This is a genomic window from Irregularibacter muris (assembly GCF_024622505.1).
GTDB classification, from domain to species: Bacteria; Bacillota; Clostridia; order Eubacteriales; family Garciellaceae; genus Irregularibacter; species Irregularibacter muris.
On the sequence record NZ_JANKAS010000013.1, the window covers coordinates 40,446 to 54,205 of the forward strand.

Sequence of the window (13,760 nt, forward strand, 5' to 3'; positions counted from 1 at the left end):
ATTTATTTTTAAGTCACATGAAAAGGGACTGTAGGGTAACGGAGGAAAGATGGTCTGGATTAGCCATTTTTTCTTTTTTACAAAAAATCAGTACTCTCACTAAGAGAGTACTGATTTTTATGTATGGCTTTCGCGATAACCCCTTTTTCTTTCTATCTGATCATTGTTATTTATTATTTTTTTCTTTTACTTCCTATTTTATTTTCTGTCCCCTTAAGTAGCCTATTAATATTGGTTCTATGTTGATATACCGCCAAAAGTCCCACCAACAAACCAAAAATAACGATTTCCAAAGGTCTTCTCAAAATAAGCAGCACAAAGGGTAGAGAAGCCATTCCTGTGATGGATCCTAGAGAAACATATTTGCTTTTTACAATAAGAATCATGCCCAGACCAACGGATATGGCAGCTGCTAGAGGGTCAACGACTAAAAATACTCCTATAGATGTTGCAATGCCCTTTCCCCCTTTGAACTTTAATAATAGAGGAAAATTATGGCCAATGATTACTGCTAAACCGCAGGCTAGGGTTAGTTGGGCATGACCAAGAGGTCTTACCATCAAAACTACAATAGCTCCTTTAAGAGCATCTCCAATAAAGGTGATTAGGGCCGCCTTTACCCCTAATACTCTAAGAACATTTGTAGCTCCTGCATTTCCACTGCCATGCTCTCTAATATCAATTTTCCCCATCATTTTACTAGTTAAATAGGATGTTGCAAAGTTACCTATAAAATAGGCTATAATTATCCAAATAAAATAATTTTGCATGTTATCCTCCTCAATTAACTCTACTTCAACGATAAACCATTCTTATAATAATAATTTATGCATATCAAGTTTACCATAGAATGATTATTCCCTGCAATATAATATAAACATGTGAAATAGAAAAATTTCTCTTCTTACCCCCAGGGTCAACTTTACTATATATATTTCAAAATAATATTGAAAGAAACAAGTTTTTTACAAATATAGTCCTATTTTCATAAAAACTATGATAAAATTTAACCAAATATTTTTTCTGAGAGGAGTGAAAAAGTTGCATCGTAAGATATCCTATTTTCTTTTTTCTCTTGCCATTTTATTTCTATTTACAATGAATCCTTCTAGCTACGGGACTGAAGAAGCTATGGTTGACATTCAAAATGAACCTGTATCTTATACCCTAGAAGAACTTTCTCAATATAATGGTAAAAATGAGCAACCAGAATATATTGCTATTGACGGAGTGGTGTACGATGTGACCCATATAGCTGAGTGGCAAGATCTCTTAGACACTGATGTCTTCAGCGGACAGGATATCAGTGAAATGGTTGAGGACGAGTCCATTCGGGATAGTATTATTGAAAAGGCCCATGAAGTTGGTATTCTAAAATAAAAAAAACTAGCTTCGCTAGTTTGTACACATTCCCTATGTATGGTGCCGAGGACCGGAATCGAACCGGTACGATCTTTGGGATCGCAGGATTTTAAGTCCTGTGCGTCTGCCAGTTCCGCCACCCCGGCGAATATTTATTTAAAAACAAAAATGGAGGCGGCACCCAGATTTGAACTGGGGAATAAAGGTTTTGCAGACCTCTGCCTTACCACTTGGCTATGCCGCCTTGGAGCGGAAGACGGGATTTGAACCCGCGACCCTCGCCTTGGCAAGGCGATGCTCTACCACTGAGCCACTTCCGCATAAATATGGTGCCCAAAGGCGGAATCGAACCACCGACACGAGGATTTTCAGTCCTCTGCTCTACCGACTGAGCTATTTGGGCAAATATGGCGACCCGGAACGGACTCGAACCGTCGACCTCCAGCGTGACAGGCTGGCATTCTAACCAACTGAACTACCGGGCCATATGGTGGTCGCAATAGGGCTCGAACCTATGACCCCCTGCTTGTAAGGCAGGTGCTCTCCCAGCTGAGCTATGCGACCCTGTGTCGTTGTCTTTCAGCGACAAGTATTAGTATAACCTAGAATGATTTATTCGTCAAGGGAAAAAATGATTATTTTTTAAAATAATATTTCTCTTTATTGAACCCCTTTAATTTCCACGGATACAGATCATTATCCTCTAATGCAAATCATAGGCGCCTTGGTCATGATAGCTCTCAAGATGATCTGAAAGAGGATGATCATTCTATGCCTTTGAGGAAAAATCCTATCTTTTTGGGGAACAGCCCAGAGGCTGTCCCCTATGCCCTGCATTTCTTCCTCTTCGTCTTTATTTGGCACTATCTAATAAGTCTTCTAGCTCGCCCTTAGAAAAATGATATTTATTTTTACAGAAATGACATTGTAGCTCTGCTTGTCCATCTTCTTCAATCATATCCCTAAGTTCTTTTTCTCCTAAACTAATTAAAACTTTTTCCAATCTTTCACGATTACAATCACAAATGTACTCTAGGGGTCTTTGGGCAGAAAATGCCACTGTAAATCCCTGCAAAGCCATTTGTAGAATATCCTCAGGGCTCTTCCCCTGGGAAAGTAATTCCGTAATTGATGGCAATTGAGCAAGATTGGATTCTAAGGTTTCTATGACCTCATCTGGACAATTGGGGAGTACTTGTATGATGAAACCCCCTGCTGCTTTTATGCTTCTATCCCTATCTACCAATACTCCTAAAGACACGGCTGAAGGTGTTTGTTCAGAAGTAGCAAAATAGTGTGTTAAATCCTCTGCTATTTCACCATTGATCAAGGCCACTTTTCCCACATAGGGTTCTTTCAGCCCTAAATCCATGATTACAGTGAGGGTGCCTTGTCCTACTGCTCCACCTACATCAAGTTTTCCTTCCCTATTTAAGGGCAATTCCACTGCAGGGTTATCCACATATCCCTTTACTTTTCCCCTTCCATTTCCTGTAGCTAATATACTTCCCATAGGGCCATCACCTTTTACCTGCAGGGTTAATTTGCTTTCTTCATTTTTAAGCATTTCACCCATCATAGTGGCAGCCGTTAGGACCCGTCCTAAAGCTGCAGAGGTAAGGGGACTTAATTGATGAGTATTTTGGGCTTCCTCTACCATATATTTTGTTGTTGCTGCAAAGGCACGAAGGGGTGCATCTGTAGTAATGGCTCTGACTAAGTAATCTTTCATATTTCTATTCTCCTCTGCCTATTAATTTTATCCATAGAAAATTTTAAATTTGGCTAAATAAATATCGTCTTTTCGTATTAGAGTAAAAAACTATATTGTGTATCTATAGTATGTATATACAATAAAAACCCTATGCAGATAACATAGGGTTTTGGCTACTTCAATGTATGATTAATTAGTCCGACTAATTATGCTCTTTGTACATTTGTAGCTTGTGGACCTTTTTCTCCTTCAACAACTTCGAATTCAACTTCTTGTCCCTCTTCTAAAGTTTTGAATCCATCCATGCTTATAGCAGAAAAGTGAACGAATACGTCGCTTCCATCTTCTCTAGAAATAAATCCAAAACCTTTTTCTGCATTAAACCATTTTACTGTACCTTTTTCCATCTTAAACATTCCTCCTAAAACTTAACACATAATTTGATAGCATATCCGCTACCCAAGCCTTTAATAAATTCCCAAAGTCTAAGCAGCTTCCCTACTTCTTCTATAGTTTACCATTAAAGGTTACCTGTGTCAAACTATATTATTCTTTTATTTTCGACACTTTTTAACCTTTCTCAGATATTATTATGATCTAAAATTTCTATAACTATTCAGCAATATCTTATGAATGAATTTATTTTTCGGCAATATATTGAATTCTTTCACTTATAGATAATGGCCTGTTAAAAGTAAAGGCATCAAAGTTTTCTACTTTTTTAAAACCCACTTTCATTAATAGATTCACTATTTTTTGCGTGGAGTAAGCCCGCTGTTGATGAAATTCATTAAATCTTTTATAAACATCTCCTTCTTTAAGGAAAAAACTCAGTTCAAAGTCAACAATTTCATTATCTTCATCATAATAATTATCCCATATAAAAGAAATATCTTCACCGGCATCGGCAAAGGTATTTTGGCCTAAAACCTCCGCAATTTTAAATTGTGAATTCATATCAAAGGTAAAAATGCCCTTGGGATTAAGAAGTTGGTAAGCGTCTAAAAATACATCTTCTAATTCTTCTTCCCTTAAAACATAGTTCAATCCATCACAAGCACAAATGATAGCATCTATATTTTTAAACCCCTGTAGCTCTCTTATATCCTGACACATCCATTGTATATTTACCGACTGGCTATTGGATTTTTGATCTGCTATGGATAGCATATCTTCCGATAGATCTACGCCTATAATTTCATATCCTTTTTTGGCTAAAGGAATAGTGATATTGCCTGTTCCACAGGCTAAATCAAGAATTCTTTGGGGACTTTTATGATACTGTTGGAAAAGCTTGACTAAATAATCTGCCCATTCTCCATAGTCCACATCCCCCATTAACCTATCATATACTTGTGCAAATTGATGGTACATATTTTTCTACAACTCCGTTCTATTTTTCTTCTTCAGTGGTGGCTTCTTCTCTTTTTTGTTTTTGCTTTTTTCTACTGGTCATTATGCCACCAATCATTCCTGTTTCTCTAGCCGTTAACCCACTCCACCCTACTTCTTTTACTTTTTCCATCAAGCCCAGTTCTTCTGCTATTTCCAACTTTAATATATCATTGGGGGTTAACTCTTTCTTTTTTTTCTTAGATTTTGCCATACAATAACCTCCTTAATCTGTCAGATATTATATGGAAAAACACTTTTTTTATTCTTTTCTCGTGAAGATCTCTTATTTTTTAAATAAAGATTTTTTATCGTTTTTCTTCTTTCTAATCATATTTATAGCTCCGCCAATCCCAATTAGCCCTCCAAGTCCAATTAGAATATAATTATTATAAACTCCATTGGTAAAATCCCGTATGATTTTTTCTATGCCATGATATTCTCTTTCCTCTTCTATTATCTTGTTGAGTTCCTCCGTAGGAATAGTTTTCATTTGTTTTTCTGCCCAGTCCTTGTAAATAAAACTATATTGGGGGTCCTCCTTCACCTGTGACAATAGGCGATACATCTGCTTATAATCCTCAATTTGATAATAATCCAAAACTCTATTATAGGTGATAAGCTGTTGCATTTTTTCCTGAATCCCTTCATGAAAACCTGGATTTCCTTCAATGAGTTGATACACAATGAGGCTTTCTTCAGGTTGTCCTGTTCTTTCATAGGCATCTGCCATCAGAAAATATATTTCCCTCTGTAGTTGTCCACCTTCAGAGCTTTGTAAATATTCCTTTCCCAATTGGATTACTTGGGGATAATCTTTGCTCACATAGGCATTGGTGATATTTTTGATTTTACTAGAGGAATGCTTTTCCAAATATTTTATAATTTCATCATTCACAAAATAATAATCAAAATCAATACTTTCATTGCCTGCGAAATCTTTAAAACTCCACTCTAAAGTAAAGTCTTCTTTCACTTTGGGCTGCACACTAAATTCACTACCAAAATTGTATATTTTCACTTCTTTATCCTCAAAATGAATTTTCACATGGACATTTTGGGGCTTGCCTTTCCATGACTTGATATGATCCATTTGATAGGAGATGAGATATCTCCCCTCGCTTATATATTTATTATCTACTTTATAGGTGAATTCTACTGTTCTTTTCTCTTTTGCCTGAAAGGGAGCATACCATGTTCTCCAATTGTTGTAATTTACTTTTAAGTCCTTGATTTGGCTATTTATGGCACTGCCACTTACCTTTTTGTTTCCATAGCGATAGGGTAAAACTTTGCTGGTAAAGTTCTGTAATTCAACTTCATGCTCAGGTACTCCCATATATACACTTATGGTATTATCTTCTTTATTTTCAAGTTCATATTTGGCTTCTACTGTAGTAGTTTGATCATTGTTGATAATAATGTCTATCTCTGCAGAGTTTACATATATATTATCATCTTTTAATAGGTACAATCCATGGCCTGTCCATCCTGTAGAGGGAATATCTGCAAAGGCCGGTGATGGAAAAATCAATGTCAGTAATATCAATAATAGGGTGATCTTTGTTTTTTTCACGTCTATCTCCTCTTGTTTATATTCTCTTTAGATTTTATCATATTGATATAACTCTCACAAGAATTGTTAGAGTGAATTTTAAAGTAAAGAAAAGGTTTAATCTATTCTATTGGTTGCTTGGGATTTACCTATATTCTAAAACAAAATTTACCCTTCCCTTATTCTATCCCTCCCATAATTTTTAAAATACGATAAAAAGCTTCCACACCTATTAATAATATTTTTTCATCAAAATTAAATTGATTAGAATGTAGCCCATGAATATATCCTTTTCCATGATTTTGTGAACCTAGTAGAAAGAATAGACCGGGGATTTCTTTTTGATAGTAGGAAAAGTCTTCAGAAATCATTAGAGGATCTATAATCTGCAAATTTTCTTCGGGTATTGCTCTTTTAAAATACTTAAATAACTTTTCATGATTATTCACTGGAGGGTACATATCCCTTATGCACACATCTATTATACTTTCATGGGCCATTGCCACCCCTTGAGCATTTTTATTTAATCTTTCTTTAATATCCTCATATATTTCCTCTATAAAGGCTCTGAGGGTGCCTTCCAGCAATACTTCCTTTGCAATAATATTTCTAGCCTCTCCTCCTTTTATAGTGCCTACGGTTACGACTCCTCCCTCAATGGGATTAATGTTTCTGCTAATAATACTTTGAAGGGCGGCAATGAGTTGGGACGCCATCACTATACTGTCAATACCCTCCTGAGGGCGGGCACCATGACCACTCTTTCCTTTGATGATAATATCAAATTCGCCGTTTTGTGCCATCATAGGGCCAGGGCAACATCCTATTTTCCCTTGTTCAATTTCTGGGTAAATATGCAGACCAAAAATAGAGTCTACATGATATTGATCCAATATCCCTTCTTGAATCATGGGAAGCGCTCCCCCTGGACCTTCCTCTCCGGGCTGAAAGATAAAAAGAAGGTTATCCTGTAGGGTTTTCTTATTTTTACAAAGAACTTTTGCCAACAGGAGAAGTATCGTCATATGTCCATCATGACCACAGGCATGCATTTTTCCATGATGAATAGATGCAAAATCCACTCGAGTCCTTTCAGTCACAGGTAAAGCATCCATATCCGCACGGAAAGCATAGGTTTTTTTACCTTTAATTCCTGGAAGATAGGCAATAACCCCTGTACCTGCTATATTTTCCTGCACCTCTAATCCTAGATTTTTAAGGTAGTTGCTAATAAATTTACTGGTTTTAAACTCCTGAAAGGCCATCTCCGGTATTTTGTGTAATTTTCTCCTTAGATAAATAGCCTCCTGATAAAGTTCTTGAATATCTTGCAATGGAGTAATTTTCATCTATTTTCCCTCCTTCTATTTAGATTTAAGATTTTATCTTCTTCATATCCCCTTGTACTATCTCCATCATAGGCCCACCATCTCCCCCTCTAATTTTTCTCCTTTTTATTCCATATCTTGGCTTTATTCGACAACCTTGTTATAATAATGATAAGACTATAATTTGGAGGTTACGCCATGGAAGACTTTAACAAAATTACTATCCAAGAATTACCTAAAGAAGATATGCTTACAATAATTTCTGCCTTAGATTATGCTGCCAAGCATACCAAGGACTTTGAATATGGAGATTTAAAAGAACAAATTCTTGTTCAGTTATGTTCCCTAGCTGGTTGCAGTGAAAAGGAATTTTTAGAATTTCTTGGGGCATAGAGTGTAAATTCTTTCTGTCTATTTGATAATTGTGTAATACTCCCCCTCTTATATTCTATACATATAATATAGAGATATTATGAATATAGTCATGTGGGAGGTATTTGTATGCATAGAAAATTAAACGTCGCTCTGGTAGGAGCAACGGGTATGGTAGGAAGAAAGATATTAGAAATTTTAGAAGAACGAAACTTTCCCATAAATAACTTGCATGTCTTAGCTTCTTCTCGATCAGTTGGTTTAGAACTTGACTTCAGAGGAAAAAAATATATAGTGAATGAATTAAATGCCGAATCCTTCAATCATGTTGATTTGGCTTTTTTTGCTGCCGGTGGAGCAATTAGTGAAGTCTATGTCCCGACAGCTGTATCTAAAGGAGTTATAATCATAGACAATAGTAGTGTTTTTCGAATGGATCCTTCCGTTCCCCTAATTGTACCTGAAGTAAATCCTGAGGCTGTAATGAAAAATAAGGGCATCCTAGCAAATCCCAATTGTTCTACTATTCAGGCCGTACTCCCCCTAAAGGCATTACATCATTCCTATAAAATAAAAAGAGTAGTCTTTTCCACCTATCAAGCAGTATCTGGCTCGGGGACTAAAGGCTATAAGGACTTACAAGAAGGAATTAAAGGAAATAATCCAGAATTTTATCCTCACCCAATTGCCTTTAACTGTATTCCTCATATAGACTACTTCTTGAAAAACGGTTATACCAAGGAAGAGATGAAAATGATGGAAGAAACAAAAAAAATACTTAATGACCATTCCATAGGCATTACTGCCACTACCGTAAGAGTGCCTGTATTTTATGGTCATAGTGAGAGTATCAATATAGAATTTGAAAAGGCCTTTAAGATGGAAGAAGTAAGGGAGATTTTAAGGGATATGCCTGGCATTATCCTCTTGGATGAGCCTTCTGATAATATTTATCCTCTAGCCTCCTTTGCTCAGGGTAAGGATGAAGTTTTTGTAGGCAGACTCAGAAAAGATGAGAGTGTGGAATATGGGCTTAATCTATGGGTGGTGGCTGATAATATTCGTAAAGGAGCAGCGACAAATGCTGTACAAATAGCTGAATTACTTTTAGAAAAGGACTTAATAGGATGCTCATAGAAGAAAGATAGAAAATAAATAAAAGAGGAAAGGGTGAATGATTATGGAAATTTTCAGAGGATCTGGAGTAGCTATTGTGACTCCTTTTGATGAAAAGGAAATCAATTTTAAGCAACTTGGTAAAAATTTAGACTGGCATGTCCAGCAAGGTACCGATGCAATTATTGTCTGTGGCACCACAGGCGAGGCCTCTACCATGAGTGAGCAAGAACAGAAGGAAACCATTAAATTCACGGTAGAAAGAATTCATGGACGTATTCCCGTGATTGCAGGCACAGGTAGCAATAATACTGCCCATACTATAGAAATGTCCAAATATGCTGAGGGTTTAGGGGTAGATGGTCTTCTAATTATTAATCCCTATTATAATAAGTCCACGCAGCAGGGAATTATTGCCCATTTTACGGCTATAGCTGACGCAGTATCTACTCCGATTATTGTTTACAATGTTCCCGGAAGAACGGGAATGAATATAACTGCTGCTACTCTACAGACTCTATCAAAACATAAAAATATTGTAGGCGTAAAGGAAGCCAGTGGTAACATTAGTCAAATCGCTGATATCGCTGCGCTATGTGGACCTGATTTTGCTATTTATTCTGGAAATGATGATCAAGTAGTACCCATATTGTCTCTTGGGGGAATTGGAGTAATCTCTGTTTCTGCCAATATTGTACCCAAGGATATGCATGATCTGGTCATGAAATATCTTCAGGGAGATGTGAAAAAAAGTCTGGAAATACAGCTTAAAATGAATTCCCTAAATCATGCTCTTTTTATAGAAACCAACCCTATTCCCATTAAAACTGCTATGAATCTTTTGGGCTTTGAAGCGGGTCATCTTCGTCTTCCCTTGGTAAATATGGAGCCAAAAAACCTAGAAAACTTAAAGAGAGCTTTAACAGATTATGGTTTTGCTTTAGATTAAATTCTCAAATAACTCATTATACCTGTGGAGAATCCCTCTATGTTTTTGCTTGCCTTTCCTTATCCTAGTATATAGGCAAACCTTAGAGGCATCCCCACCTAAGATATTGAATTGGAAAGTTTAAAAAGGGGGTATGAGAATGTTAAAAGTGATTTTAAGCGGATGTAATGGAGCTATGGGCCAGGTAATCACTAAGTTTATTGAATCTAATCCTGATATTCACATTACAGCTGGTTTTGATAGAAACCCTGATAAATTTCATAACTCTTATCCGGTATATAATGATCTATCCTTATGCCATGAAGAGGCTAATGTGATTATCGATTTTTCCCATCATCACGCCTTTGAGCATATTGTGGATTTTGCTTTACAAAGAAAATTTCCTCTAGTCATGGCAACCACTGGTTTGACCGCAGAAAATAAAGAAAGGTTGCTGGAACTTTCCACTACTCTTCCCATTTTTCATAGTGCCAATATGTCCTTGGGAGTAAATGTGGTTCTAGAAATAGTACAAAAAATTTCAAAAGTCCTAGAGGACTCCTTTGATATAGAAATCATTGAAAAACATCATAATAAAAAAGCGGATGCCCCCAGCGGTACAGCCTTAATGCTAGCAGAAGGTATTGACCAATCCCTAAAGGAAGATAGAATTTTTGTCTATGGACGCCATACCAAAGAGGATCATCGGGGGAAAAAGGATATCGGCATTCATGCCATAAGGGGAGGCACTATAGTAGGAGAACACACCGTACTCTATGCAGGAAATGATGAAATCATTGAAATTAAACATCGTGCCCTATCTAAAAATATCTTTGCTGCTGGGGCAATAAAAGCTGCCCAATATATCCTTGGGAAGGAAAAGGGTTATTACAATATGGGAACACTTTTGGAGGAAAATAAATAAGAGAGGATCTGATGGACAGGGTGGTCCATCCCTACAGAACAGTGTGAAATATGAATAAAGGAGCATAAAAAATGGGAAATAAAAATTTAAGTAAGCACTTTGATTTAACCGATCCCTATGAAATTGCCAAATATATAAAAGCTGCTCAAAAATCTACACCTGTGAAGGTTTATATTCAGGGAGACCTATCATCCTCATATTTTGGTGACATAAAATATTTTGGTCAGGATAAATTCTGGATTTTATTTGGGGAAAAGGAAGAAGTTCATTCTTTTCTAGAAAAATACAAAAAACAAATTAAGCAAGTGCATATGGAAAACGATAGGCGTCATTCCGCCATCCCCCAATTAGATTTGCTAAATATTGATGCCAGGATAGAACCAGGAGCTGTCATTAGAGAAGGTGCCCACATCGGGAAAAATGCCGTCATTATGATGGGAGCAGTGATTAATATTGGAGCAAGTGTTGGAGAAGGCAGCATGGTAGATATGAATGCTGTTATTGGTGCGCGGGGGAACTTAGGTAAAAATGTTCATCTAGGAGCAGGTGCTGTGGTGGCCGGGGTTTTAGAGCCTCCTAGTAGTACTCCAGTCATAATAGAAGATGATGTTGTCGTCGGGGCCAATGCGGTTATTTTAGAAGGCGTTAGAATTGGAAGAGGTGCTGTGGTAGCAGCGGGTTCTATCGTCACCAAAGATGTGGAACCAGGTATGGTAGTGGCCGGCTCCCCTGCAAAAATTATTAAACATAAAGACGAAAAAACAGCGGATAAAACTAAGCTTTTAGAGGATTTAAGGGGCTAGGGATGTTCTCTCATTATAGGTATTGTGAGAAAGCTGCTTAGGCCGCTCTAGGGCTATAAGAAAGTTTGGTCCCAGAGGAGTATAACCAGCTTTTCTATATCCTAAAAAATCGAGGTAGTGATCTAGATCACTACCTCGATATATTTTGAGCCAAAGGGGGGGACCCTTTGTCAAAACCCAATGTGAAGAATACTTTTTATTCAGATACAATCGTATCTACTGATTTAGGTTTAAAAGCTGATTTTAACAATGTAATCGCTGTGTAACTTACAACTACGATTACCAACCAAGTCAATAAATCCAACGATAAAGAACTAAAGAAACGAACGGCTATGATTACCCCAATAATACCACCTATGGTAATGCCTAGAGAAGCTTTTCTATTATAGGCTCCTTCTCTTACAAACTTCATGGAAGCTGCTGGCATTAGGAATGCACAAGATCCCATCATTATAGGGAAAGCTACTGCTGGAGACATTCCTAGCACATATACCAAGGCCATACAGGGAGCATAAAGTCCAATACCTGCTGTCATTAGGGCTCCTAGGATGAAGTTTCCTACGATTGCAAGGATTAATTTTGTTCCACTTAGGCCAAGGGCAGTCCCTGTTCCTAGTCCTTCAATCCAATTCAGTTGACCAGCTAGCATTAAAAATGCAGTAGCTACAAGAGCAATACCCATAACCATTTGTATGGTTTTCTCTGGCAGTTTAGAAACAATTCCTGCTCCGATTACTGCACCTACTACAGCTGCACCTAACATACAAATCAAAGTAATAATTTCTACTTCTACAGCAGAGATAAACAAGAAAGCTTCCAATACTACAGGAATGGTACAGGAGACATTGAGTGTCCCTGGCAATACCTTGTCTTCTACTTGTTTAAAGCCCCTGAGTGTAGCTGTTAGTGGAGCAAAACTTCCGATACCTAAAGTGTCCATAAAGTTAATGATAAGTCCAGCGATGCCGGTAGTTGCCCAGCTTGTTTCTTGCTCTAAATTGCCTTTGTGTTTATTTAGGTCTAATCCAAAAACTACCGCAAATGATGCTACAAAGATCCCTAGAGCACCTAAAACTACATTAATCATAATATTATTCCTCCCCTTCTCATTTTATTGTCAACCCTCTTTGGTAATAATATTCTGTTAAGAGGATGACAATTTTTTCAATTTTCATTACCTATTGATGCTTTATATCCAGGGAAATTGTATAAAGTCTTCCTCGAATTTATATACAATTTCCCCAAGATTTAATTTATTATTTCAATATAAATCCATGTTTTACAGGATCATCTTCATCAATCACAAAATGATTAAATCCAGTAATATATGCAGAACCTGTAATTTCAGGAATGACTGCATCAAAATCTGCTACTTTAGTAGTTCCAAGGATCTTCCCTTTAAATAAAGTACCTAAAATACTTTCATATACAAACAATTGGCCCTCTTTTAATTCTCCTTTGGCGTGTAGGGTAGCCATTTTGGCTGAAGTTCCAGTGCCGCAAGGTGAACGATCTACTTGCCCTTCTCCAAAGATAACTACATTTTTATAAGTTGCCTCAGGATGGGTAGGTTCATCATAGATTTCTACAAGATCAACGGTCTTGATATGGCTTAATGTTGGATGTTGAATTTCCACTTGCTCATTAACAATATCGCGAATTAGAAGTCCGATTTCCTTTAATTTAGTTGCATTATCGGGGACTACCTTTAATCCCAATTGATGAGCACTGACTATAGCAAAAAAGCTACCTCCAAAAGAAATATCTAAAGTTATTTTCCCCACCTCAGGTACTTCTACTTCTACATCTTCTTTATAAAGGAAAGCTGGTACATTAACGATAGATACTTCCTTTACTTTTTCATTTTCTACGAAAACTTTAGATTTGATTAATCCGGCTGGGGCTTCTAAGGTTAATTCTGTAACAGGTTCTACCATAGGTACCATTCCTGTTTCTACCGCTACAGTAGAAGCCCCTATAGAACCATGACCACACATATTTAAATATCCGCCACCATCCATGAAGATAATTCCCAAATCAGCCTCTTCAGAAGTAGGCTGAGTAATAATAGAACCAAACATATCGTTATGTCCTCTAGGTTCATGCATGATAGCTGTTCTAACATAATCTAGATTTTCTTCTAAATAGGCTTTTTTCTCAGGCATAGTTTTTCCTGGTATTGCTGGTATTCCTCCTATAACCACTCGTGTTGGTTCCCCCTCGGTATGGGAGTCTATGGCATGAATACTTTTTGAAAATTTCACA

General features: G+C 37.0%; 16 protein-coding genes and 6 tRNA genes. 6 read left to right on the top strand and 16 right to left on the bottom strand.

Annotation, left to right across the window (positions count from 1 at the left end; translation table 11 throughout):
• Positions 1–173 precede the first annotated feature (173 nt).
• On the bottom strand, positions 174–770 hold the full coding sequence (gene plsY, locus NSA47_RS12385; RefSeq protein ID WP_257532464.1) for a glycerol-3-phosphate 1-O-acyltransferase PlsY: 597 nt from the start codon (positions 768–770) through the stop codon (positions 174–176).
• A gap of 271 nt (positions 771–1,041) precedes the next feature.
• On the opposite strand from plsY, the gene NSA47_RS12390 reads away from it, so the two are divergent.
• Positions 1,042–1,380 carry a cytochrome b5 domain-containing protein gene (locus tag NSA47_RS12390; protein ID WP_257532466.1) on the top strand — a complete coding sequence of 113 codons (339 nt, stop codon included), beginning with the start codon at positions 1,042–1,044 and terminating at the stop codon, positions 1,378–1,380.
• A gap of 40 nt (positions 1,381–1,420) precedes the next feature.
• Here NSA47_RS12390 and NSA47_RS12395 read toward each other — a convergent pair.
• The 13 genes from NSA47_RS12395 to NSA47_RS12455 form a co-directional block, all read right to left on the bottom strand.
• Positions 1,421–1,508: transfer RNA gene (locus NSA47_RS12395), tRNA-Leu, on the bottom strand.
• 23 nt (positions 1,509–1,531) lie between these two features.
• Positions 1,532–1,606: transfer RNA gene (locus NSA47_RS12400), tRNA-Cys, on the bottom strand.
• A gap of 1 nt (position 1,607) precedes the next feature.
• Positions 1,608–1,682 (bottom strand) — tRNA-Gly (locus NSA47_RS12405).
• Positions 1,683–1,689: 7 nt separating this feature from the next.
• Positions 1,690–1,765 (bottom strand) — tRNA-Phe (locus NSA47_RS12410).
• Positions 1,766–1,770: 5 nt separating this feature from the next.
• Positions 1,771–1,847: transfer RNA gene (locus NSA47_RS12415), tRNA-Asp, on the bottom strand.
• Positions 1,848–1,850: 3 nt separating this feature from the next.
• Positions 1,851–1,926 (bottom strand) — tRNA-Val (locus NSA47_RS12420).
• 132 nt (positions 1,927–2,058) lie between these two features.
• Positions 2,059–2,226: a hypothetical protein gene (locus NSA47_RS12425; protein WP_257532468.1), complete on the bottom strand. Its 168-nt coding sequence runs from the start codon at positions 2,224–2,226 to the stop codon at positions 2,059–2,061.
• A complete protein-coding gene (hslO, locus tag NSA47_RS12430; RefSeq protein ID WP_257532469.1) occupies positions 2,216–3,094 on the bottom strand; it encodes an Hsp33 family molecular chaperone HslO in 879 nt (292 codons plus the stop codon). Before hslO ends, NSA47_RS12425 begins: the two co-directional genes overlap by 11 nt.
• Before the next feature lie 188 nt (positions 3,095–3,282).
• Entirely contained in the window at positions 3,283–3,483 is a 201-nt protein-coding gene (locus NSA47_RS12435) for a cold shock domain-containing protein (RefSeq protein ID WP_257532472.1), read from the bottom strand.
• 232 nt (positions 3,484–3,715) lie between these two features.
• Entirely contained in the window at positions 3,716–4,450 is a 735-nt protein-coding gene (locus NSA47_RS12440; protein ID WP_257532474.1) for a class I SAM-dependent DNA methyltransferase, read from the bottom strand.
• Between the two features lie 19 nt (positions 4,451–4,469).
• Entirely contained in the window at positions 4,470–4,682 is a 213-nt protein-coding gene (locus tag NSA47_RS12445) for an alpha/beta-type small acid-soluble spore protein (protein WP_257532476.1), read from the bottom strand.
• A gap of 72 nt (positions 4,683–4,754) precedes the next feature.
• Complete coding sequence (locus NSA47_RS12450; protein ID WP_257532477.1) at positions 4,755–6,044, bottom strand: tetratricopeptide repeat protein; 1,290 nt, start codon at positions 6,042–6,044, stop codon at positions 4,755–4,757.
• 158 nt (positions 6,045–6,202) lie between these two features.
• Positions 6,203–7,372 carry a M20 metallopeptidase family protein gene (locus tag NSA47_RS12455; protein ID WP_257532479.1) on the bottom strand — a complete coding sequence of 390 codons (1,170 nt, stop codon included), beginning with the start codon at positions 7,370–7,372 and terminating at the stop codon, positions 6,203–6,205.
• Positions 7,373–7,549: 177 nt separating this feature from the next.
• Between NSA47_RS12455 and NSA47_RS12460 the strand changes: the two genes are divergently transcribed.
• The 5 genes from NSA47_RS12460 to dapD all read left to right on the top strand — a co-directional run bounded on the left by NSA47_RS12460 (position 7,550) and on the right by dapD (position 11,495).
• A complete protein-coding gene (locus NSA47_RS12460) occupies positions 7,550–7,744 on the top strand; it encodes a hypothetical protein (protein ID WP_257532481.1) in 195 nt (64 codons plus the stop codon).
• Between the two features lie 108 nt (positions 7,745–7,852).
• A complete protein-coding gene (locus NSA47_RS12465; protein WP_257532483.1) occupies positions 7,853–8,860 on the top strand; it encodes an aspartate-semialdehyde dehydrogenase in 1,008 nt (335 codons plus the stop codon).
• A 43-nt stretch (positions 8,861–8,903) separates the two neighbouring features.
• Positions 8,904–9,788 (top strand): 4-hydroxy-tetrahydrodipicolinate synthase, encoded by an 885-nt coding sequence (dapA, locus tag NSA47_RS12470; protein WP_257532485.1) that lies wholly within the window; start codon positions 8,904–8,906, stop codon positions 9,786–9,788.
• 139 nt (positions 9,789–9,927) lie between these two features.
• Positions 9,928–10,692 carry a 4-hydroxy-tetrahydrodipicolinate reductase gene (gene dapB / locus NSA47_RS12475; protein ID WP_257532487.1) on the top strand — a complete coding sequence of 255 codons (765 nt, stop codon included), beginning with the start codon at positions 9,928–9,930 and terminating at the stop codon, positions 10,690–10,692.
• Between the two features lie 71 nt (positions 10,693–10,763).
• Complete coding sequence (gene dapD / locus NSA47_RS12480) at positions 10,764–11,495, top strand: 2,3,4,5-tetrahydropyridine-2,6-dicarboxylate N-acetyltransferase (protein ID WP_257532489.1); 732 nt, start codon at positions 10,764–10,766, stop codon at positions 11,493–11,495.
• A gap of 196 nt (positions 11,496–11,691) precedes the next feature.
• Here dapD and NSA47_RS12485 read toward each other — a convergent pair whose 3' ends face one another.
• Positions 11,692–12,582: a TSUP family transporter gene (locus NSA47_RS12485; protein WP_257532491.1), complete on the bottom strand. Its 891-nt coding sequence runs from the start codon at positions 12,580–12,582 to the stop codon at positions 11,692–11,694.
• Between the two features lie 169 nt (positions 12,583–12,751).
• The gene (locus NSA47_RS12490) at positions 12,752–13,759 is read right to left on the bottom strand and encodes a proline racemase (RefSeq protein ID WP_257532493.1); all 1,008 of its coding nucleotides are present in this window, start codon (positions 13,757–13,759) and stop codon (positions 12,752–12,754) included.
• Between the last annotated feature and the right edge of the window lies 1 nt (position 13,760).

Excerpts from the sequence above, each read along its gene's own strand:
- NSA47_RS12445 (WP_257532476.1), bottom strand. The coding sequence starts at position 4,682 with ATGGCAAAATCTAAGAAAAAAAAGAAAGAGTTAACCCCCAATGATATA.
- hslO (WP_257532469.1), bottom strand. The coding sequence starts at position 3,094 with ATGAAAGATTACTTAGTCAGAGCCATTACTACAGATGCACCCCTTCGT.
- NSA47_RS12465 (WP_257532483.1), top strand. The coding sequence starts at position 7,853 with ATGCATAGAAAATTAAACGTCGCTCTGGTAGGAGCAACGGGTATGGTA.
- dapB (WP_257532487.1), top strand. The coding sequence starts at position 9,928 with ATGTTAAAAGTGATTTTAAGCGGATGTAATGGAGCTATGGGCCAGGTA.
- NSA47_RS12460 (WP_257532481.1), top strand. The coding sequence starts at position 7,550 with ATGGAAGACTTTAACAAAATTACTATCCAAGAATTACCTAAAGAAGAT.
- NSA47_RS12440 (WP_257532474.1), bottom strand. The coding sequence starts at position 4,450 with ATGTACCATCAATTTGCACAAGTATATGATAGGTTAATGGGGGATGTG.
- NSA47_RS12435 (WP_257532472.1), bottom strand. The coding sequence starts at position 3,483 with ATGGAAAAAGGTACAGTAAAATGGTTTAATGCAGAAAAAGGTTTTGGA.
- NSA47_RS12455 (WP_257532479.1), bottom strand. The coding sequence starts at position 7,372 with ATGAAAATTACTCCATTGCAAGATATTCAAGAACTTTATCAGGAGGCT.
- dapA (WP_257532485.1), top strand. The coding sequence starts at position 8,904 with ATGGAAATTTTCAGAGGATCTGGAGTAGCTATTGTGACTCCTTTTGAT.
- NSA47_RS12485 (WP_257532491.1), bottom strand. The coding sequence starts at position 12,582 with ATGATTAATGTAGTTTTAGGTGCTCTAGGGATCTTTGTAGCATCATTT.
- dapD (WP_257532489.1), top strand. The coding sequence starts at position 10,764 with ATGGGAAATAAAAATTTAAGTAAGCACTTTGATTTAACCGATCCCTAT.
- plsY (WP_257532464.1), bottom strand. The coding sequence starts at position 770 with ATGCAAAATTATTTTATTTGGATAATTATAGCCTATTTTATAGGTAAC.